This is a genomic window from Niallia sp. FSL W8-1348 (assembly GCF_038006745.1).
In the GTDB taxonomy this organism is placed as follows: Bacteria; Bacillota; Bacilli; order Bacillales; family Cytobacillaceae; genus Niallia; species Niallia alba.
Genome location: NZ_JBBOVV010000001.1, coordinates 2,317,501 through 2,337,500, shown reverse-complemented (window position 1 = coordinate 2,337,500; position 20,000 = coordinate 2,317,501). Strand labels below are relative to the sequence as shown.

The window sequence follows — 20,000 nt, the reverse complement described above, 5'->3', positions numbered from 1 at the left end:
GCTTAGTGATCCGGTGGTTCCGCATGGAAGGGCCATCGCTCAACGGATAAAAGCTACCCCGGGGATAACAGGCTTATCTCCCCCAAGAGTCCACATCGACGGGGAGGTTTGGCACCTCGATGTCGGCTCATCGCATCCTGGGGCTGTAGTCGGTCCCAAGGGTTGGGCTGTTCGCCCATTAAAGCGGTACGCGAGCTGGGTTCAGAACGTCGTGAGACAGTTCGGTCCCTATCCGTCGTGGGCGTAGGAAATTTGAGAGGAGCTGTCCTTAGTACGAGAGGACCGGGATGGACGCACCGCTGGTGTACCAGTTGTCTTGCCAAAGGCATCGCTGGGTAGCTATGTGCGGAAGGGATAAGTGCTGAAAGCATCTAAGCATGAAGCCCCCCTCAAGATGAGATTTCCCATAGCGTAAGCTAGTAAGATCCCTGAAAGATGATCAGGTTGATAGGTCAGAGGTGGAAGCATGGCGACATGTGGAGCTGACTGATACTAATAGATCGAGGACTTAACTAAAATGATTACTTGGCAAATTGGTTTCCTTCTAAATGATTTAGTTTTGAGAGAACAAATCTCTAAATAAAGAAGTCTGGTGGCGATAGCGAGAAGGTCACACCCGTTCCCATACCGAACACGGAAGTTAAGCTTCTCAGCGCCGATGGTAGTTGGGGGTTCTCCCCCTGTGAGAGTAGGACGTCGCCAGGCAATAGGAAACAAGCATCTACTTTGGTAGGTGCTTGTTTTTGTCTATAAAAAGTAATATAAATATTAAAGGATGCATGAATAAACAGAATGGAGTTAGTCTCATTACCATTATAATTAACTTTTTGCTAGATTTTCCAAAAATTGATAAATCAATTGAGGTCCTTTTTCAATAGCAATTTGCAAAAAAGTTTCAATAAAGGGATAGTCCTTATTTGGCATCGTTTTTAATAGTTCACTCCACCATTCAATCTCATACCTAGCAATCATACTTAGGTTATATAGTATTAAATAGTGGCATAGCATTTCATTTGAAAAAAAAGTTTTTTCTTTATCAGTAGAAATAACATAAGCTCTTTCCCTACTATCACATTTAATAAAACTACTTTGATTTAGCGTTTCGAGAAGTCGAACCGTCAGTTCAGTTTTATTTTCTTCTATTCCCTCTAATTGTATTCCGTGATTCCTCTCTAGATAATTTCTAAAATGATTACTATTCATAAAGTATAGATCTAATACTTGGTTAGGAATTAGGATTATATTTGGATTATGAAAATTCACCTTTAAAAAAGTTGCTTTCCCTTCTAAGGCTTGAAATAGATCAGATAATTCAGGAACCTGGTTAAATAGGTGTCCCATTTTCACTTTTTCCCCTTCTAAATTTTTACAGCCAAACATTTTTTCCGCCATATAGGTAAAGAGTCCATTTTTTTGAATTTTTACTTCATCTTGAAAAAATAAGTATTGCTGTTTTTTTAGTTTTCTTGTTGAAACTCCATGAGCTAATACAGAAGTAGAGTTAGGATAATTGGGATCAATAGTAAGTAAACAGGCTTTTATTAAGTGAACAAGACCATAAAATAAAAGAATAGGCTGAATACTCATAGGAGCGCTTATCGCTTGTTGATAGTACAATTTACCATGTTCTAAAAAATACATAAAAGGATAGCAATTTTGATAACTTTTAGAGTCTATATCGGATATATGTAAATTGCGATAGCATTTTTTTAGAAAATTTTGGCTGTATTCAGCCGAAAAAAAGCAACTAAAAGAGCTCCAGCCTTTATAATAATTGGACATTTCTTTACCCCTCTCGAATTTTTTGAAAAATTAAACATATCAAACTGACCTTGACAGTATTTTATCCAATTGATAACCTACTAATAATATTTTTAACAATATGGAGGCGTTAAAATGTGGGAAAGTAAATTTGCTAAAGAAGGATTAACGTTTGATGATGTTCTTTTAATTCCAGCTAAATCGGAAGTTTTACCTAGAGATGTAAGCTTAAAAGTACAATTAGCAAAAAATCTAAACTTAAATATTCCGCTTATTAGTGCAGGAATGGATACTGTAACAGAAGCAGAAATGGCTATTGCTATTGCAAGACAAGGCGGACTAGGCATTATTCATAAAAATATGTCTATTGAACAACAGGCTGAGCAAGTAGATAAAGTAAAGCGCTCAGAAAGTGGTGTAATCACAGATCCTTTCTTTTTAACTCCTGAACACCAAGTATTTGATGCAGAGCATCTAATGGGTAAATATAGAATTTCTGGTGTGCCGATTGTTAATAATAACGATGAACAAAAATTAGTAGGAATTCTTACTAACCGAGACCTTCGATTTATTGAAGACTTTTCCATTAAAATTTCTGATGTTATGACAAAAGAAAATTTAGTAACGGCTCCAGTAGGAACCACTTTAGAAGAGGCAGAAAAAATCTTACAACGATACAAAATTGAGAAATTGCCTTTGATCAATGAAGAAGGTGTATTAAAGGGATTAATCACAATTAAAGATATAGAAAAGGTAATTGAATTTCCTCATTCAGCAAAAGATGCCCAAGGAAGATTATTAGTGGGTGCTGCTGTTGGTGTAACAAACGATGCGTTAAAACGTGTAGAAATGCTTGTAAAGTCAAATGTTGATGTAATTGTTATTGATACTGCTCACGGGCATTCACAAGGGGTACTAGACGGCGTTACAGACATTAGAAACGCATATCCGGATTTAACGATTATTGCAGGAAATGTAGCTACTGCTGAAGGAACAAGGGCTTTAATCGAGGCTGGGGCAGATATCGTTAAAGTTGGTATTGGTCCAGGTTCCATTTGTACAACACGTGTAGTTGCTGGTGTAGGTGTTCCTCAAATTACGGCCGTGTATGATTGTGCTACAGAAGCTAGAAAGTATGGTAAATCAATTATTGCTGACGGAGGAATCAAATACTCTGGTGATATTGTTAAAGCTTTAGCAGCAGGTGGACACGCGGTTATGTTAGGAAGCTTGCTTGCTGGGGTATCTGAAAGTCCTGGAGAAACAGAAATTTTCCAAGGTCGACGATTCAAAGTATATAGAGGAATGGGTTCCGTTGCAGCAATGGAGAAAGGATCTAAAGATCGTTATTTCCAAGAGGATAACAAAAAATTTGTTCCGGAAGGAATCGAAGGTAGACTTCCTTATAAAGGACCGCTTTCAGATACGATCTATCAATTAGTTGGCGGAATTCGTTCTGGTATGGGATACTGTGGAACGAAGGATTTATATGAATTAAGAGAGAATGCCCAATTTGTGAAAATGACAGGTGCTGGCTTAAGAGAAAGTCATCCACATGATGTTCAAATTACAAAAGAAGCACCAAACTATTCTCTTTCTTAATAAATTTCATTTAAGAATATATTATAAAGTTTCCTTATTTTACATTAGACAGTGAACAATGGCACTGTCTATTTTTTTTATTTTTTTTATGTTAAACTGTACAAGGGAAATAATTAACTTGAAAAATAAGATAGATTAATAGATAAAAATAGTTTTGGAGGTTTTAATATTGAAACAGGTAAAAAAGTGGACGGTATCATTCATCATTGCCGTACTATTCTTAAGTACACTATCAACAGTTCTACCATATCAGGCAAGTGCTGCCGAAAATGACGATCTTGGATTAGAAGCAGGAGCAGCTATACTAGTAGATGCAAATAGCGGAGAAATATTATATGGAAAAAATACTGACGAACTACTTGGTGTAGCCTCCATGTCTAAAATGATGACAGAGTACATTGTTCTGGAATCAATAAAAAATGGAAAAATCTCTTGGGATCAAAAAGTTAAAATTAATAATTATATTCACAGGTTATCTGGCGCCCCAGAGCTTTCAAATGTAGGGCTTACTGAAGGGGAAGAATATACAGTGAAAGAATTGTACCAAGCGATGGCGATTCATTCAGGGAACGCTGCTACTGTTGCATTGGCAGAATTAATCGCGGGTACAGAGAAAAACTATATCAGTGTAATGAATCAAAAGGCTGAGGAGTTAGGTTTAGGTGATTTTGAATTTGTTAACTCTTCTGGTTTAAATAATGGTGATTTATTAGGAAATATTCCAGCAGGAAGCGAAACAGATGAAAATAAGATGTCAGCTAAAGCTGTTGCAAAATTAGCATATCGTTTAATCCATGATTATCCGGAAATTTTAGAGACTTCTGGCATGCCAAGCTTAAAGTTTAGAGATGGAAGAGAATATAAAAACTTTAACTGGCTAATACCTTCTTTAATTTACGGATATGAAGGGGTAGATGGATTAAAAACAGGTTCTACTGATTATGCAAAATTTAATGTTACTGCTACTGCTCAAAAAGGGGACCAACGTTATATCGTAGTAATCATGAAAAGTGAAACGAAAGATTCCCGTTTTGCAGAAGCAAGAAAAGTATTAGATTATGCTTTTGGTAATTTCTCTACGGAAGAGGTTCTTCCAGCAAATTATGTAGACGCAAAGAATAAAACGTTGGATGTAACAAAAGGAAAAGAAGATAAAGTAAGTATTGGTACTAAGGATGCAATTAATTTAGTAATCAAAAATAATGACAAAGAAAATTATGTTGCAAAAGTTGTCTTGGATGAGAAGAAACTAAATGCTGATGGTGAACTAACTGCTCCAATCAAAAAAGGGGACAAGGTTGGTTATGTAACAGTACAAACGAAAGATGGAAAAGAAGTGCCATTCTTAACAAGTGACGGAAACGAAAAGGTACAAGTAGACTTAGTAGCAAATGAAACAGTTGAAAAGGCAAATTGGTTTGTTTTAGCTATGCGTGGAATTGGTTCATTCTTCTCAAATGTTTGGGGAAGTGTTTCCGATACAGTCAAAGGTTGGTTTTAAGTAAATATTTTTTAATAAAGCCAACGATAATAATTGACTAGGAAAAATTGCATACATTGTATAAACCGAAATAAAAAAGAGCTTCTTGTATTGACAGAAGCTCTTTTTTATTGTTTATTTTCATTAGGGAGTAACAAATTTCTTCAAAAGGTTTCAATAATTTTGTGTTAAAAATAGAGACTTTACAGGGGGCAAATAATGAAAACTGGTACTGATAGAGTAAAACGTGGTATGGCTGAAATGCAAAAAGGCGGAGTAATCATGGATGTTATCAACGCAGAACAAGCCAAGATTGCAGAAGAAGCAGGAGCAGTAGCGGTAATGGCTCTTGAACGAGTTCCTTCGGATATTCGCGCAGCCGGTGGGGTAGCTAGAATGGCTGATCCTACAATCGTAGAGGAAGTAATGAATGCAGTAACAATCCCTGTAATGGCAAAGGCGCGTATTGGTCATATTGTCGAAGCAAGAGTGCTTGAGGCTATGGGCGTAGATTATATTGACGAGAGCGAAGTTTTAACCCCAGCAGATGAAGAATTTCATTTGAATAAAAATGAATATACTGTTCCATTTGTATGTGGCTGTCGTGACCTAGGAGAAGCAGCAAGACGCATCGGTGAAGGTGCTTCTATGCTTCGCACAAAAGGGGAACCGGGAACAGGAAATATTGTTGAAGCAGTTCGTCATATTAGAAAAGTAAATGCACAAGTTCGTAAAGTAGCTCATATGAATGAAGATGAGTTGATGACAGAAGCTAAGATCTTAGGAGCTCCATATGAACTTCTTTTAGAAATTAAAAGGTTAGGCCGCTTACCAGTTGTTAACTTTGCTGCTGGTGGTGTTGCAACACCTGCTGATGCAGCATTAATGATGCAATTAGGTGCAGACGGTGTATTTGTAGGTTCAGGTATTTTCAAATCAGACAACCCTGCAAAATTTGCTAGAGCAATAGTAGAAGCAACTACTCATTATCAAGATTATGAGTTAATTGCGGAAATTTCTAAAAACCTTGGAACAGCAATGAAAGGGATTGAAATTTCTAGTCTAGCTCCAGAAGCACGTATGCAAGAGCGTGGCTGGTAAGGTGAATATAATGCCAAACCATAATGTGAAAATAGGTGTCCTTGGACTACAAGGTGCTGTGAGAGAACATGTTAATGCTATTGAAGCGAATAATGCAGAAGCAGTTGTCGTAAAGAAAAAAGAACAACTGGATGAGATTGATGGTCTCATTATTCCTGGTGGAGAAAGTACAACGATGCGTCGCCTTATTGATAAATATGATTTTATGGAAGCTCTTCAAGTATTCGCTCAATCAGGGAAGCCAATGTTTGGAACATGCGCAGGATTGATTTTATTGGCAAAAGCCATTAAGGGCTATGATAAACCACATATTGGGGTTATGGATATACAAGTTGAGCGTAATTCTTTTGGAAGACAAAAAGAAAGCTTTGAAGCAAATCTTGATATTGCAGGGGTTGCTGAAGATTTTACTGCTGTGTTTATCCGTGCGCCGCATATTGTTAGTGTTGGTGAAAATGTAGAAGTATTAGCTAAACATAATGATCGTATTGTAGCGGCGCGAGAAGGACAGTTCTTAGGTTGTTCTTTTCATCCTGAATTAACAGATGATCATCGTTTAACGGGATATTTTATTAAGATGGCGATAGAGGCTAAGCAACACTTATTTGCATAAGCTGTTGAATTTCGGAAATACTTGTAGTAAGATATATGCAACTAATATATGGAATCTACTATGATAGGAAATAGTAACAGGTAACTTATTCTAAAAGAGAGCCGATGGTTGGTGTGAATCGGTGAATAAAGCCTGTGAATCCATCCTAGAGTAAAAACAAGGAACGCACCTGTTGCAAGTAATTGTTTTCGGCTAAAAACCGTTATGATCTTTAAGGTGAAAAGTATTTTTATGCTTTTAACTAGGGTGGCAACGCGGGTAACTCTCGTCCCTTTTTTAGGGACGGGAGTTTTTTAGTGTGCCGTAAATAAAGAGTAAGGATTTCAAACTGGACGTGAAACCTATAGAAAGTAGATTGCATGTAGAAATAAAAAATGGGAGGAATAGAAAATGTTAGATATTAAATATGTTCGTGCTAATTTTGATTTTGTAAAAAGTCAGTTACAGCACCGCGGAGAAGATTTATCAGAACTGGACAATTTTGAAGCACTAGATGTAAGACGAAGAGAATTAATTGTTGAAACGGAACAATTAAAAAGTAAAAGAAATGAAGTTTCACAGCAAGTAGCAGTATTAAAGAGAGAGAAAAAAGATGCAGAAGCTCTTATTGTGGAAATGAGAGAAGTCGGCGAAAAAATTAAAGAATATGATAACGAGTTACGTGATGTTGAAGAGAAATTACAAACGATTATGTTAGGAATTCCGAATCTTCCTCATGAAAGTGTTCCAGTTGGAGATACGGAAGATGATAATGTTGAAATAAGAAAATGGGGTGAAATTAGAAAGTTTAATTTTGAGCCAAAACCTCATTGGGATGTTGCTACTGATTTAGATTTACTTGATTTTGAACGAGCAGCAAAAGTAACAGGAAGTCGTTTTGTATTTTATAAAGGCTTAGGGGCAAAACTAGAAAGAGCACTATTTAATTTTATGCTTGATTTGCATACAGAGGAACATGGATATAAAGAAATTATCCCTCCTTTCCTAGTAAATAGATCGAGCTTAACAGGAACTGGTCAATTGCCTAAGTTTGAAGAGGATGCTTTTTTAGTGGAGAAAGAGGATTACTTTTTAATTCCAACTTCAGAAGTACCTGTAACAAACTTGCATAGAGATGAAATTCTTGATGGTGATCAGCTTCCGATCAAATATGCTGCGTTTAGTGCAAACTTCCGTTCAGAAGCAGGATCTGCAGGCAGAGATACAAGAGGACTAATTAGACAACATCAGTTTAATAAAGTAGAGCTTGTTAAGTTCGTTAAGCCAGAAGATTCTTATGAAGAGCTAGAGTCTTTAACAAGAAATGCAGAAAAAGTATTGCAGCTTTTAGGCTTACCATATCGTGTGTTGAGCATGTGTACAGGAGATTTAGGATTTACAGCAGCGAAAAAGTATGATGTAGAGGTTTGGATTCCAAGCTATAATACGTACCGTGAAATTTCTTCTTGTAGTAATTTTGAAGCTTTCCAAGCAAGAAGAGCAAATATTCGGTTCCGTAGAGAGCCTAAAGGAAAGCCAGAACATGTGCATACATTAAATGGATCTGGCCTTGCAATTGGAAGAACGGTTGCTGCTATTTTGGAAAACTATCAGCAGGCAGATGGAAGTGTTGTTATTCCTGAAGTGCTTCGTCCTTATATGAGAAATAGAGAAGTAATTTCACCTGAATAATATGATAGACAGTTAAAAGGAGTTGACCTCTTAAGAAGTATTATATTCTTTTGAGGTCAGCTAAATTATTTCCTAACTCCTTGTTTAAAATAAATAATAAAAAATGATAAATATAGTTGACTTAGGTTTTGATAGATGATATATTATTACTTGTCTGATGGAGGAATACCCAAGTCCGGCTGAAGGGATCGGTCTTGAAAACCGACAGGCGGGTCAAACCGCGCAGGGGTTCGAATCCCCTTTCCTCCTCCATGATTTTAAATTTACATTGCGCATAATATTTGGAGATATATGAGGCCTGCTACTACAGTAGCAGGTTTTTTATTTTTTTTTCATAAGTTTTGTAACGAAAAAAAGGATTTTCCTTTGTTTTCATTACAGTCAACTTCTTAGTAATAAAGCTGACTGTAATAACCGAAAACGAGGAAAGTCCTTTTATGCTTTTCTGCTATAGTTTTTTTGCTGAAGAATAGTACTAATCTTTTCTATAATTGGTTCAATAGATTGTGCACCAGCAATAGCATCATACTCATTAATATTTAATCGAAGAACAGGACATGCTGAGAAAGAATCAATCCATTTCTCATATCTACCATGCATTTCTTCCCAATAATCAATCGGTGTTTGCTTTTCCATTTCACGACCTCTTCGATCAATACGCTGTAATATATCTTCGAGAGAACCTTCAAGGTAGATCAGTAAGTCTGGATGTGGGAAGTAAGGAGTCATTACCATTGCTTCAAAAAGACTTGTATACGTTTCATAATCGACTTCTGACATTGTCCCTTTTTCATAATGCATTTTTGCAAATATACCAGTATCCTCATAGATGGAACGATCTTGAATAAATCCGCCGCCATATTCAAAGATTCTTTTTTGTTCCTTAAAGCGTTCTGCTAAAAAATATACTTGCAGATGAAAGCTCCATCTGCTAAAGTCATGATAAAATTTATCAAGATATGGATTAGTATCAACTTTTTCAAAAGAAGTTCGAAATTGTAAAGCATCTGCTAGTGCATTCGTTAGCGTTGATTTACCTACACCAACTGTTCCAGCAATCGTTATAACGGAATTACTAGGAATATTATATTTTGTTCGTAGATTCATGATTAAAGGCTCCTATATTTAAAGTTTCTTTTATTGTGTTAATAATTTTTACTAAGTCTTGTTTATTTTGAACAAAGTCCAATGTATCTCCATTAAAGTCTAATACAGGAATTTGTGGGTTATTTTTTTTGAAGTCATTCATAACGATATCGTAGTCAGAAGATAATTGTTCTAAATACAGAGGACTAATATTTTTTTCGATATCTCTATCTCTTTTTTTAATTCGTGCCATTATTGTATCTAAACTAGCATGTAGATAAATAATAATATTCGGCATTGGCAGGTCTTCTGTTAATACATCATAGATGCGGACATACTTGTCTAAATCGCTATCCTGTAAAGATCTTTTCGCGAAAATAAGATTTTTTAATATATGATAATCTGCCACTACAGGTATATTTTTAGTTAAATAATGGTCTCTTGTGTCGTTTAACTGCTTAAATCGATTACATAGGAAAAACATTTCTGTTTGAAAACTCCATTCATCAATGTTTTCGTAAAATTTTCCGAGGAAAGGATTTTCTTCGACAATTTCTTTTAGGAGTTCGTATTGAAAATACTCTGAGAGTAATTTAGCTAAAGAAGTTTTACCAACTCCAATGGGTCCTTCTACTGTAATAAAAGGGATACTATTCACGCTTGTCCCTCCTGTTCTCTTATTTTAGAAGCTAATATTTTTTGAAGGGCTGTGGTTCGTTAATAAAGATAAACTTAGTATATGCAGCCTTAACAAAGGATTGCTTCCTTTAGTAGGTAATAAAAATAGTACAAGAGTCATTTTAACACATGGAGGGGAATGTGGACATATGCTTGTTTTTTCCTAATAGTTATTCAATCGAAAGTTTAAATTTAGATATGGTTTGTTAAGTTAAATTAGCGAAAGAGTAATAAGATTAAGAATTTTTTATTGCTATATTATCGATTTATGGTACTATATGGGTAAAGTTTATAAATAATGAATGAATCACTAGGGGATCCCTTGATAAGGGCTGAGAATGAAGTAGTTACTTCTAAACCCTCAAAACCTGAACAGGTTCGTACCTGCGTAGGAAAGTGGAATATCTTTAAATATACGTGTCTATTGGATTTTTTCCTATGGCGTAATTTATTAACCACTTTTCTACTACCTAGAAAAGTGGTTTTTGGCGTTTTACCCACTTTTCCAAACAGACTCTAACGTTCAAACCGTTGAGACTTATATAAAGTAGAGGTGATGAGATATGAAAATAATGGCCGTAACAGATAATACGCACTCTTTAGAGAAGCTTTTGTCTATTTTATTAGAAATCCATCCATATGTTGATTATGTGCAAATTAGGGAGAAAGCAAAAAGTCCAATCGAAATTTATACCCTTTGTGAGAGATTGCTTAAGGAGGGAGTTCCTATAGATAAAATCATTGTTAATGATCGTCTTGATATTGCGACACTGCTTTCGTTAAAAAATGTACATTTGCCATCAAATGGGTTATCTGTTAACCAAGTTAAAACTGTGTTTCCGAAAATGTCTATAGGTGTATCTGTTCATAGCAAAGAAGAAGCTATATTAGCAGAAAGAAGCCAGACTGATTATATAATATACGGACATTGCTATTCAACAAATAGTAAAGAGGGGAAGCCACCCGTTACATTGTCCACTATCTCAGAGATAAAAAGCGAGCTTTCCGTTCCGCTTTATGCTATAGGGGGAATCACGGAAGAACGAGTAGGTAAACTAGCTGAATTAGGTGCAGATGGAGTAGCAATTATGTCTGCTATATTTTCAGCTTCCGATCCATTAATGGCAATAAAACGAATAAGAGAAAGATGTGAAACTATTGGAATCAAAACAATTTGATGTCGTAATTGTTGGTGGCGGAATTATCGGTAGTTCGATTGCTTACTATTTGGCAAAGGAAAATAGGAAAGTTGCTATATTAGAAGCAGACAAAATTGGTGGGAAATCAACAAGTGCAGCAGCTGGAATGCTTGGTGCTCATTCTGAATATAAAGAATTTAAACATCTCTACCCATTTGCAAGAAGCAGTCAGCTTTTATATAAACAGCTTTATGAAGAGATAAGAGAGTTAACTGCTATTGATTTTGAGAAAAGAAATGGTGGGTTATTGAAACTTGTATACTCAGAAAATGAGAAAAAGGAGCTAGAATCTATTCTATCCTTATCTTCGGTGGAGTGGCTGGATAATAAAGAAGCTAGAAAAAGAGTTCCCCAGCTTTCAAAGGAAGTTATGGGAGCTGCTTATTTACAAGAGGATGTCCATATCACACCATTAATTGCATGTAATAGCTTGAGTAAAGGAGCACAACTATTTGGTGCTGAAATTTATGAATATACTCGTGTATTAGCTGTGAGTAAGACAGGAATGGAATATTCAATAAAAACAGCGCAAGGGACCTTTTTAGCAAAAAATGTAGTTATTGCAAGTGGAGTGTGGAGCAACTACTTTTTTCAGCAATTAGGATTATCCCATGAAATTATTCCGGTTAAGGGAGAATGTGTAGCAGCAATAAATGAGGGAGCACCATTACGTTATGCTGTATTCCATGATCAATTTTACATTGTACCTCGAAATAATAACGAGCTAATTATTGGGGCAACGAAAAAATGGAATGATTGGAGCGAGAATCCCTCGCTTGACGGTTTAGAAGAGGTTATACAAAAAGCAAAGAAAATGATACCAGAAGTTGGAGAAATGAAGTGGACGAGAGCTTGGGCTGGGCTTAGACCACAGACATATGATGGTCATCCATATATAGGGGAGCATCCAGAGATGAAGGGCTTATATTTTGCAACAGGTCATCAAAGAAATGGTATTCTTTTAGCCCCAGCAACAGGAAAGATGATTCGCGACTTAATTATTGGAACGCCTGTAGAGAAGGAGTGGCTAGATGCTTTTAAAGTAGAGCGTAATATATTTGCTTATGGGGGAGGGAAATAATTGAACATACAACTGAATGGCAAGGAACAGCAGCTACCGAAAGAGGTAGTTACGGTAACAGATTTATTGCATTTTTTTGAATTAAGTAATCGGATTGTCATTGTAGAAGTAAATCGAGATATTTTACAAAAAGAACAGTATCAAACGCATTTACTAAAAGATAGCGATAGAGTGGAATTAATTCATTTTGTTGGAGGAGGATAAATATATGTTAAAAATAGCAGATCGTACTTTTCAGTCTAGATTACTACTTGGAACTGGGAAATATCCGTCATTTGAAGTCCAAAAAAAAGCGGTAGAGGTATCGGGAAGTGAGATATTAACCTTTGCTGTACGTAGAATGGATATATTTGAAGAATCACAGCCTAACTTTTTAGAGCAATTGGATTTAAACCGGTATACCCTACTTCCGAATACGGCGGGAGCAAAAACAGCGGAAGAAGCAGTACGGATTGCTAAGCTTGCAAAGGCATCTGGTTTATGTGACATGATTAAAGTGGAAGTGATTGGTTGTGATAAATCGCTACTTCCTGATCCAGTAGAAACACTAAAAGCGTCTGAACAACTATTAGAAGAAGGGTTTATTGTCTTGCCATATACTTCTGATGATGTTGTCCTTGCTAAACGTCTAGAACAGCTAGGTGTACACGCCATCATGCCAGGTGCTTCACCAATTGGATCTGGAAAAGGAATTATCAATCCATTAAATTTGCAATTTATTATAGAACAAAGCACAGTTCCAGTTATTGTAGATGCAGGAATTGGTTCACCTAAGGATGCAGCCTATGCGATGGAGCTTGGAGCAGATGGGGTACTTCTGAATACAGCGGTATCGAATGCAAATGACCCAGTAAAAATGGCCATTGCTATGAAGTTGGCAATTGAAGCTGGTCGGTTGGGATATGAAGCAGGACGAATAGCGGAGAAAAACTATGGTGTCGCAAGTAGTCCATTAGCGGGGATGATTACATCTTGACTAGTCGTTTTTTTAAACAGGAATTATTTATTGGAAAAGAAGGGCAACGAAATATCGAAAATAGCCATGCCGTTATTTTAGGAGCAGGTGCCCTAGGATCAGCAGTTTCTGAGATGCTAGTAAGAGCAGGGATAGGAAAGCTTACTATTATTGATCGAGATTATGTAGAGCAAAGCAATCTTCAAAGACAACAGCTATATACGGAAGAGGATGCAGTAAAAAAACTGCCTAAAGCAATTGCTGCAATGAAGAGGCTAAAAGAGATTAGCAGTCATACACGGATTGAATCGATAGTAGAAGAGATAAATTGCCATACAATTGAAAAATTTATAGAAGGTGCTTCCATTTTAATAGATGGCACTGATAATTTTGAGACGAGATTAGTAATAAATGATGCTGCGATTAAGCGTCGAATTCCTTTTCTATTTGGAGCTTGTGTGGGAAGCTATGGGCTTTCCTATTCAGTGGTCGAAGAGAATGCTCCTTGTCTTCATTGTTTGATCGATCGGCTTCCTTCTCAGCAAATTACATGTGATACTGCAGGAGTTATTAGTCCAATTGTTCAATGGGTAGCAGCGATGCAAGTATCACAAGCTATGCAGATTCTTTCAGGTGAAACAGTATTGCCAGTTCTTCGTTCCTTTGATATTTGGAAAATGGAATATGTGGAAATGAATGTCGCAAAGTTAAAACATACTAATTGTCCAACTTGTGGGAAAGAGGCAAGTTTCCCATATTTATCCCAACAAAACCAAACAAAAGCAGCGGTGTTATGTGGAAGAGATGCAGTTCATATTCGCCCACCAACACCTAAAGGATTAGATTTATACGAGTTCTCACAGCAGTGGAAGTCACTCGTTGAAAATTTAATTGCAAATCCTTATTTAGTATCTTTTCATTATAATGATTATCGGGTGGTTCTTTTTAAAGACGGGCGTGCTATCATTCATGGAACTTCAGAAGTAAGTGTAGCCAAGTCAATATATACGAGATTAGTAGGATAGATACGATAAGACGAAAGGAAAGGTCTATTTAAAAAGAACCTTTCCTTTCGTTTATGTTCTTTTTGTTACTTGAAAATTATCGAGGATTAAAAGCCAGTTTTGGGGAAATGGTAATCCTAATTTCCAATAGCTAATACCTCTTAAATTTAACTCTTTAATTAAATTAAATTTTGCCTGAATGGAACGGGCATCCTCAAACCATACTTCGTGTAATTTCCCTTCACTATCTGTATATTTAAAATAGGGAGCTTGTGCTTTTTGGTCATATAGTATAACAGCATTATTGTCAGCTGCAAGCTGAATAGCTGCTTGAGGACTAAGTGCTCTTGCCACTGTCCCTTCGACAAATGGAAGTGTCCAATCGTATCCATATAAATTTTGGCCCATCATAATTTTAGAAGAGGGTATTTCTGTAATTGCATATTCTAGAACGTCTCTAACTGGTCCAATAGGAGAAACAGCCATAGCAGGTCCGCCGCTATATCCCCATTCATATGTCATGATAACAACAAAATCTACAATTTCCCCATGTGCTTTGTAATCATGCCCTTCATACCATTTTCCTTGTTGAGTGGCACTTGTTTTTGGTGCCAAAGCAGTCGATAATAACCATCCTTCCTGAGAAAAACGATTTTTTGCTTTACGTAGAAAACGATTATAAGCTTCGCGATCAGCTGGTCTTAAATATTCAAAATCAAAATGGATATCTTTAAATCCGTATTTTTTAGCAGTTATGACTATATTATTGATAAAGTTATTTTGAATTGCTTCATCGTTTAATAGGATTCTTCCTAGTTCATCACTAAATTGGTCATTTTCTTGATTGGTAATCACCATCATTAATACATTATTATTTTGTCTGGCGATATCAGGGAAATTATTGAGAAGCGGTTCTTTTAAGCTTCCGTCTCGTAATGCTTGAAAGCTAAATGGAGCAAGATAGGTTAAGTAAGGAGCTGCTTCTCGTGCACTTGCCTCTAGATTTGGCGCAACAGATGTTCCCCTTGGTTCTACATATGCATTGATATCAACTGGTCTTTTTGGTCTTTCAGGAATATATAATCGTAAACCAACTTGTAAAGATTGGTTGGCAGGAATGGAATTAATGGAAGCTAATTGTTCATAATTTAATCGGAACCTCTGAGCGATGGACCAGAGGCTGTCTCCTGGTTGAACCCAGTAAAAGCTTCCGATAATGGGAATGACAAGTGCTTGCCCTATTGTTAGTTGGTTTGGATTTGGTAGATCATTCGCTTCTACTAAATCATTAACTGTCGTTCCATATGCAGCTGCAATGCCCATTAAGGTTTGGTTGTTACTGACAACATGAATTTGCATATTTTTCCCTCCTGAAAAGGATACATTATTACAGTTTATGAGGAGGAAAGGGAAGAAATGATTGTATTTTTTTTGAATGTAAATATTTTCGCGTTCATGACATTTTTCATCATACGTAGAGCATACTTATTATCTTCATCGTCAACAGAAGCAATACAATTGTCCGGAATAAGAAGAGGATACTCCCGCATATAGGCATCATTTGCAGTGAATAGAACGCAAATATTTCCTGCGATTCCGGTAAGAATAAGGTTTTTTACATGTAGCTGGTGAAGCAATGTATATAAAGCGGTGCCATAAAAGGCTGAATGTCTTGGTTTTATTAAAAAATAGTCTGTATCATCGGGCTTAATTTTATCGATAAATAGTTCGCTTTTTTCATTTCTACAATAATCGATTACTTTGTTTAATTCAGCTTGCCATAAATTATAATGGTCATTGATATAAATAATAGGTATGTTTTCCTGTTTACATTGTTTTTTTAGTTGTTTGATTTGTTCTGCAATTATTAAAGCTTTTTCTGCTAAAATATTTCCATGTTCAAAATTAAAGTCATTTATCATATCGATAATTAAAAGGGCAGTGTTCGACGATTCCATACGGTTCTCCTTTTTCTATGTAAAATGGTAGAATAAAGCATTAGTTTTTGTGTGAGGAGTAAAATAGTTACAAACAGCCTGCTTTTTTATTGAAAGTGGGATGGTTATTTATCTTCTTTAGTTTAAGTCAAAGAAAAAATTTCATTACAAATTTTGTGTTTTTATATAGGTGGGCTGTAATTATTATGGAAGTAAATCAAGATCAATTGTTTATGAAAATAGCTATAGAGGAAGCGCAGAAAGCTGCAAAAATAGGAGAAGTCCCAATAGGAGCAGTTATTGCTTATAAAGGTGAGGTAATAGCTAAAGGTCATAATTTAAGAGAAACAGACCAATCTGCTGTAGCTCATGCTGAATTACTTACTATTGAAAAGGCATGCAAGGTATTGGGGACTTGGAGGCTAGAAGAGGCAACGCTTTATGTTACGCTTGAGCCATGCGCTATGTGCTCTGGTGCTATTCTACTGTCCCGTATTCCACGAGTAGTTTATGGAGCTGCTGATCCAAAAGGAGGGTGTGCTGGTACTTTTATGAATCTACTTCAAGATAGTCGTTTTAATCATCAAAGTGAAGTAATATCTGGTGTATTAGCAGAAGAATGCGGGCAGTTGTTGACGTCTTTTTTTCAAGAAATAAGAAATCGAAGAAAGGCAGAAAAGAGATTAAAAGCGAGTAATATAGATTCTTACAAAAATTAACAAATGCTTTGTGTTGATTTTTTCTTTCTTTATCAGTATACTAAGAGTGTGTCTTAGGACACCTAATATTCGGTATCAATTTTGTCGTGCTAAGCGGGGAGGTAGCGGTGCCCTGTACTCGCAATCCGCTCTAGCGAGGCTGAATTCCTTTCTGAGGCTGGTATCCTGTAGGGTCTGCCTTAAGTAAGTGGTGTTGACGTCCGGGTCCTGCGCAATGGGAATCCATGAACCATGTCAGGTCCGGAAGGAAGCAGCATTAAGTGGACACCCCCATGTGCCGCAGGGTCACCTGGACCGAGCTAACTACTTAAGTAACGCTTATGGGTGCCAGTCGATGAAAGGTGCACGGCAGTTATTTTTATACATACAAAACTCATCCTTCATGGATGAGTTTTTTTGTAAGTTAAAGTGAATATCTAAAATACTTGTGATTTTCTCTTTCAAAGAGAATAAATAACTATTTCCATTATGCTATTATGGATGTAAAAATATAAGTGGATAAGCTATAATAATTATGAAAATAAAAAATGGAGGGTACTATGAACTATCAAGCTTTATATCGGGTTTGGCGTCCTCAGCAGTTTATAGATGTGGTAGGGCAGGAACACGTAACAAAGACATTGCAAAATGCCCTTCTTCAACAAAAAATCTCTCACGCTTACTTGTTCTCTGGCCCGAGAGGAACGGGGAAAACAAGTGCGGCAAAAATACTAGCGAAAGCTGTTAATTGTGAGAGAGCACCAATTAGTGAACCTTGTAATGAATGTGATGCATGTAGAGGAATTACAGATGGCACAATACCTGATGTAATTGAAATAGATGCTGCTTCAAATAATGGGGTAGAAGAAATAAGGGATATAAGAGATAAGGTCAAATTTGCTCCTAGCTCTGTACCTTACAAAGTTTATATTATTGATGAAGTTCATATGCTATCAATTGGAGCATTTAATGCCCTTTTGAAAACATTGGAGGAACCCCCTAAACATGTAATCTTTATTTTAGCCACTACTGAACCTCACAAAATTCCTTTAACAATTATTTCAAGATGTCAGCGATTTGATTTTAGACGAATTACGTCGCAAGCGATTGTCAATCGAATGAGATTGATTATGGATGAGTCAGCAATCTCCTGTGAGGAAAAGGCGTTGCAAATGATTGCAAGAGCAGCAGATGGTGGAATGCGTGATGCGTTAAGCCTATTAGACCAAGCGATTTCTTATAGTAATGAAATAGTGACAGTAGAAGATGCTTTGACAGTGACGGGTGCTGTTTCACAAAACTTTTTAAATACGTTGTCTAGAGCGATTTTAGATAGAGATACGGTAAAAGGTTTGCAATCATTAGATGAATTACTTCTTGCAGGGAAAGACTCTAATCGATTTATTGAAGATTTTATCTTTTTCTATCGGGACATGCTGCTGTATAAAACGGCTCCTAATTTAGAAGAATCTTTAGAAAGAGTTTTATTGGATGATGATTTTAAAGATCTTGCAGAAGAGCATACACATGAACAAATTTATGAGCTTATAAATTTGTTGAATAAAACACAGCAAGATATGCGCTGGACAAACCATCCTAGAATCTTCTTAGAAGTAGCAATTGTAAAGCTTTGTCAGTTAGAAACAGCAAAAACATCTGGGCAATTGGGTGTAAATATTCCGGAAATACAATCTTTATTGAATAAGCTAACTACTTTAGAAGAAGAGCTAACGAGTCTTAAGCAAAAAGGTGTTGCTGTAGTAGCTGAAGCACAGCCAACCCAGAAAAAAGCAAGAACGAATAGAAAAGGATTTCAAGCTCCTTTAGGTAAAATAACGGAAACGTTGAAGAACGCAACAAAGCAAGAATTACAAACGGTAAAAAGTAATTGGGGGGTTATGCTAAATAGTCTTGTGCAAAATCAAATGCGATCACAGGCAGCTTTGTTAAATGAAGCAGAACCAGTTGCTGCATCTACGGACTCGATCATTATTAAATTTAAATATGAAATCCACTGTCAAATGGCATTAGATAATGTTAAATTTATAGAGACAATCACTAATTCTTTGTATCAGCTCATAGGAAAAAGGTATAATTTATTAGGAGTCCCTGAAGAACAGTGGCTTAACATTAGAGAAGAATTTCTCAATAGCTCCCACCATCTAGATTCTGCTGATGAGGGAGACGGTGAAGAGCGTCAAGACAATCCTGTTGTTTCAGAAGCAATAAAATTGTTTGGTGAAGAATTATTAGAAGTGAAGGATTAATTTTTAACCTATTGGTTATATATGTACATAATATATAGGTAATTCTATTATGTTAGAACCAATGGAAACTATAAACTGGAGGTAATCTATATGCGTGGAATGGGAAATATGCAAAATATGATGAAGCAAATGCAGAAAATGCAAAAGAAAATGGCGGAAGCTCAAGAACAACTTGGTGAAGAGAAGATTGAAGGAACAGCAGGTGGCGGAATGGTAACAGTTGTTGTATCTGGACATAAGGAAGTTCTTGATGTCATTATTAAGGAAGAGGTTGTAGATCCAGAAGATGTAGAAATGTTACAGGATTTAGTTCTAGCAGCAACGAATGACGCTTTGAAAAAGGCTGATGAACTAACTAACTCTACAATGGGTCAGTTTACAAAAGGATTAAATCTTCCTGGAATGTTTTAAGGAGGAAGATTATGCATTATCCTGAACCTATATCTAAGCTGATTGACAGCTTTATGAAATTGCCAGGCATCGGGCCTAAAACGGCCTCTAGGCTGGCTTTTTTTGTATTAAATATGAAAGAAGATACAGTGTTAGATTTCGCAAAGGCACTTGTTAATGCAAAAAGAAATCTAACGTATTGCTCTGTGTGCGGCCATATTACAGATCAAGATCCATGCTATATATGTGAAGATAGCAGAAGAGACCGAAGTATTATATGTGTCGTACAAGATCCTAAAGATGTGATTGCTATGGAAAAGATGAAAGAATATAACGGACTTTATCATGTTCTCCATGGTGCAATATCTCCGATGGATGGTATAGGTCCAGAAGACATCAATGTACCGTCTTTAATTAAAAGGTTACAAGATGACGAAGCACAAGAAGTTATTATGGCAACTAATCCGAATATAGAAG

At 36.3% G+C, this 20,000-nt stretch carries 19 protein-coding genes, 1 tRNA gene, 2 rRNA genes, 1 other RNA gene, 1 riboswitch and 1 other annotated feature (2 of these 25 only partly in view); of the genes, 18 read left to right on the top strand and 5 right to left on the bottom strand.

Annotation, left to right across the window (positions count from 1 at the left end; all coding sequences use genetic code 11):
* Both NST60_RS11240 and rrf read left to right on the top strand, forming a co-directional pair.
* Positions 1 to 516 (top strand): 23S ribosomal RNA (locus tag NST60_RS11240); it begins 2,422 nt to the left of the window's first position.
* Positions 517 to 588: 72 nt separating this feature from the next.
* Positions 589 to 705, top strand: a 5S ribosomal RNA gene (rrf, locus tag NST60_RS11235).
* A gap of 114 nt (positions 706 to 819) precedes the next feature.
* On the opposite strand, the gene NST60_RS11230 is transcribed toward rrf, so the two are convergent.
* Positions 820 to 1,782: a YaaC family protein gene (locus NST60_RS11230; RefSeq protein ID WP_016205327.1), complete on the bottom strand. Its 963-nt coding sequence runs from the start codon at positions 1,780 to 1,782 to the stop codon at positions 820 to 822.
* Between the two features lie 114 nt (positions 1,783 to 1,896).
* On the opposite strand from NST60_RS11230, the gene guaB reads away from it, so the two are divergent.
* The 6 genes from guaB (at position 1,897) to NST60_RS11200 (ending at position 8,480) form a co-directional block, all read left to right on the top strand.
* Complete coding sequence (gene guaB, locus NST60_RS11225) at positions 1,897 to 3,363, top strand: IMP dehydrogenase (protein WP_016205326.1); 1,467 nt, start codon at positions 1,897 to 1,899, stop codon at positions 3,361 to 3,363.
* 169 nt (positions 3,364 to 3,532) lie between these two features.
* Positions 3,533 to 4,864, top strand: coding sequence for a D-alanyl-D-alanine carboxypeptidase family protein (locus NST60_RS11220; RefSeq protein WP_016205325.1), 1,332 nt, complete (start codon positions 3,533 to 3,535; stop codon positions 4,862 to 4,864).
* A 195-nt stretch (positions 4,865 to 5,059) separates the two neighbouring features.
* A complete protein-coding gene (pdxS, locus tag NST60_RS11215; RefSeq protein ID WP_198013244.1) occupies positions 5,060 to 5,944 on the top strand; it encodes a pyridoxal 5'-phosphate synthase lyase subunit PdxS in 885 nt (294 codons plus the stop codon).
* Positions 5,945 to 5,954: 10 nt separating this feature from the next.
* Positions 5,955 to 6,557, top strand: coding sequence for a pyridoxal 5'-phosphate synthase glutaminase subunit PdxT (gene pdxT / locus NST60_RS11210; protein WP_016205323.1), 603 nt, complete (start codon positions 5,955 to 5,957; stop codon positions 6,555 to 6,557).
* A gap of 51 nt (positions 6,558 to 6,608) precedes the next feature.
* Positions 6,609 to 6,833, top strand: a binding site (T-box leader).
* A 114-nt stretch (positions 6,834 to 6,947) separates the two neighbouring features.
* Positions 6,948 to 8,228, top strand: a complete 1,281-nt coding sequence (gene serS / locus NST60_RS11205; RefSeq protein ID WP_169187568.1) for a serine--tRNA ligase — start codon at positions 6,948 to 6,950, stop codon at positions 8,226 to 8,228.
* A gap of 159 nt (positions 8,229 to 8,387) precedes the next feature.
* A tRNA-Ser gene (locus tag NST60_RS11200) sits at positions 8,388 to 8,480 on the top strand.
* 183 nt (positions 8,481 to 8,663) lie between these two features.
* Here the strand turns inward: NST60_RS11200 and NST60_RS11195 are convergent.
* Together NST60_RS11195 and NST60_RS11190 are read right to left on the bottom strand one after the other, a co-directional pair.
* Positions 8,664 to 9,335, bottom strand: coding sequence for a deoxynucleoside kinase (locus NST60_RS11195; protein WP_016205321.1), 672 nt, complete (start codon positions 9,333 to 9,335; stop codon positions 8,664 to 8,666).
* Positions 9,313 to 9,972: a deoxynucleoside kinase gene (locus NST60_RS11190; RefSeq protein ID WP_101728743.1), complete on the bottom strand. Its 660-nt coding sequence runs from the start codon at positions 9,970 to 9,972 to the stop codon at positions 9,313 to 9,315. The genes NST60_RS11195 and NST60_RS11190 overlap by 23 nt, the downstream gene beginning before the upstream one ends.
* Positions 9,973 to 10,294: 322 nt before the next feature.
* Positions 10,295 to 10,404, top strand: a riboswitch (TPP riboswitch).
* A gap of 151 nt (positions 10,405 to 10,555) precedes the next feature.
* On the opposite strand from NST60_RS11190, the gene NST60_RS11185 reads away from it, so the two are divergent.
* The 5 genes from NST60_RS11185 to NST60_RS11165 are packed head-to-tail and all read left to right on the top strand — an operon-like array spanning position 10,556 to position 14,252.
* The gene (locus NST60_RS11185; protein ID WP_224428211.1) at positions 10,556 to 11,170 is read left to right on the top strand and encodes a thiamine phosphate synthase; all 615 of its coding nucleotides are present in this window, start codon (positions 10,556 to 10,558) and stop codon (positions 11,168 to 11,170) included.
* Positions 11,142 to 12,272 carry a glycine oxidase ThiO gene (thiO, locus tag NST60_RS11180; RefSeq protein WP_224428210.1) on the top strand — a complete coding sequence of 377 codons (1,131 nt, stop codon included), beginning with the start codon at positions 11,142 to 11,144 and terminating at the stop codon, positions 12,270 to 12,272. The genes NST60_RS11185 and thiO overlap by 29 nt, the downstream gene beginning before the upstream one ends.
* Positions 12,273 to 12,476, top strand: a complete 204-nt coding sequence (gene thiS / locus NST60_RS11175; protein WP_016205316.1) for a sulfur carrier protein ThiS — start codon at positions 12,273 to 12,275, stop codon at positions 12,474 to 12,476.
* 4 nt (positions 12,477 to 12,480) lie between these two features.
* Entirely contained in the window at positions 12,481 to 13,248 is a 768-nt protein-coding gene (locus tag NST60_RS11170; RefSeq protein ID WP_101728744.1) for a thiazole synthase, read from the top strand.
* Positions 13,245 to 14,252 carry a ThiF family adenylyltransferase gene (locus NST60_RS11165; RefSeq protein ID WP_169187572.1) on the top strand — a complete coding sequence of 336 codons (1,008 nt, stop codon included), beginning with the start codon at positions 13,245 to 13,247 and terminating at the stop codon, positions 14,250 to 14,252. Before NST60_RS11170 ends, NST60_RS11165 begins: the two co-directional genes overlap by 4 nt.
* A 51-nt stretch (positions 14,253 to 14,303) precedes the next feature.
* Here NST60_RS11165 and NST60_RS11160 read toward each other — a convergent pair whose 3' ends face one another.
* Both NST60_RS11160 and NST60_RS11155 read right to left on the bottom strand, forming a co-directional pair.
* Positions 14,304 to 15,590, bottom strand: a complete 1,287-nt coding sequence (locus NST60_RS11160; RefSeq protein WP_169187573.1) for a glycosyl hydrolase family 18 protein — start codon at positions 15,588 to 15,590, stop codon at positions 14,304 to 14,306.
* A 35-nt stretch (positions 15,591 to 15,625) separates the two neighbouring features.
* The gene (locus tag NST60_RS11155; RefSeq protein WP_224428209.1) at positions 15,626 to 16,189 is read right to left on the bottom strand and encodes an isochorismatase family cysteine hydrolase; all 564 of its coding nucleotides are present in this window, start codon (positions 16,187 to 16,189) and stop codon (positions 15,626 to 15,628) included.
* Positions 16,190 to 16,374: 185 nt separating this feature from the next.
* On the opposite strand from NST60_RS11155, the gene tadA reads away from it, so the two are divergent.
* The 5 genes from tadA to recR all read left to right on the top strand — a co-directional run.
* A complete protein-coding gene (gene tadA, locus NST60_RS11150; RefSeq protein ID WP_016205311.1) occupies positions 16,375 to 16,887 on the top strand; it encodes a tRNA adenosine(34) deaminase TadA in 513 nt (170 codons plus the stop codon).
* Positions 16,888 to 16,971: 84 nt separating this feature from the next.
* Positions 16,972 to 17,236: signal recognition particle sRNA large type (gene ffs, locus NST60_RS11145), an RNA gene on the top strand.
* Positions 17,237 to 17,426: 190 nt separating this feature from the next.
* Complete coding sequence (gene dnaX / locus NST60_RS11140) at positions 17,427 to 19,133, top strand: DNA polymerase III subunit gamma/tau (protein ID WP_169187574.1); 1,707 nt, start codon at positions 17,427 to 17,429, stop codon at positions 19,131 to 19,133.
* 90 nt (positions 19,134 to 19,223) lie between these two features.
* Positions 19,224 to 19,544, top strand: coding sequence for a YbaB/EbfC family nucleoid-associated protein (locus NST60_RS11135; protein ID WP_016205309.1), 321 nt, complete (start codon positions 19,224 to 19,226; stop codon positions 19,542 to 19,544).
* Between the two features lie 11 nt (positions 19,545 to 19,555).
* A protein-coding gene (recR, locus tag NST60_RS11130; RefSeq protein ID WP_016205308.1) for a recombination mediator RecR crosses the window boundary here: on the top strand, positions 19,556 to 20,000 show its 5' portion. The gene runs 152 nt beyond the window's last position; 445 of the gene's 597 nt are visible here — the first part of the coding sequence; the start codon lies at positions 19,556 to 19,558; the stop codon falls past the right edge of the window.

Bases quoted from the DNA above. Each gene is read 5' to 3' on its own strand.
- guaB (WP_016205326.1), top strand. From the start codon at position 1,897: ATGTGGGAAAGTAAATTTGCTAAAGAAGGATTAACGTTTGATGATGTT.
- tadA (WP_016205311.1), top strand. From the start codon at position 16,375: ATGGAAGTAAATCAAGATCAATTGTTTATGAAAATAGCTATAGAGGAA.
- NST60_RS11185 (WP_224428211.1), top strand. From the start codon at position 10,556: ATGAAAATAATGGCCGTAACAGATAATACGCACTCTTTAGAGAAGCTT.
- NST60_RS11160 (WP_169187573.1), bottom strand. From the start codon at position 15,590: ATGCAAATTCATGTTGTCAGTAACAACCAAACCTTAATGGGCATTGCA.
- NST60_RS11195 (WP_016205321.1), bottom strand. From the start codon at position 9,335: ATGAATCTACGAACAAAATATAATATTCCTAGTAATTCCGTTATAACG.
- dnaX (WP_169187574.1), top strand. From the start codon at position 17,427: ATGAACTATCAAGCTTTATATCGGGTTTGGCGTCCTCAGCAGTTTATA.
- NST60_RS11135 (WP_016205309.1), top strand. From the start codon at position 19,224: ATGCGTGGAATGGGAAATATGCAAAATATGATGAAGCAAATGCAGAAA.
- pdxT (WP_016205323.1), top strand. From the start codon at position 5,955: ATGCCAAACCATAATGTGAAAATAGGTGTCCTTGGACTACAAGGTGCT.
- NST60_RS11170 (WP_101728744.1), top strand. From the start codon at position 12,481: ATGTTAAAAATAGCAGATCGTACTTTTCAGTCTAGATTACTACTTGGA.
- serS (WP_169187568.1), top strand. From the start codon at position 6,948: ATGTTAGATATTAAATATGTTCGTGCTAATTTTGATTTTGTAAAAAGT.
- NST60_RS11230 (WP_016205327.1), bottom strand. From the start codon at position 1,782: ATGTCCAATTATTATAAAGGCTGGAGCTCTTTTAGTTGCTTTTTTTCG.
- NST60_RS11155 (WP_224428209.1), bottom strand. From the start codon at position 16,189: ATGGAATCGTCGAACACTGCCCTTTTAATTATCGATATGATAAATGAC.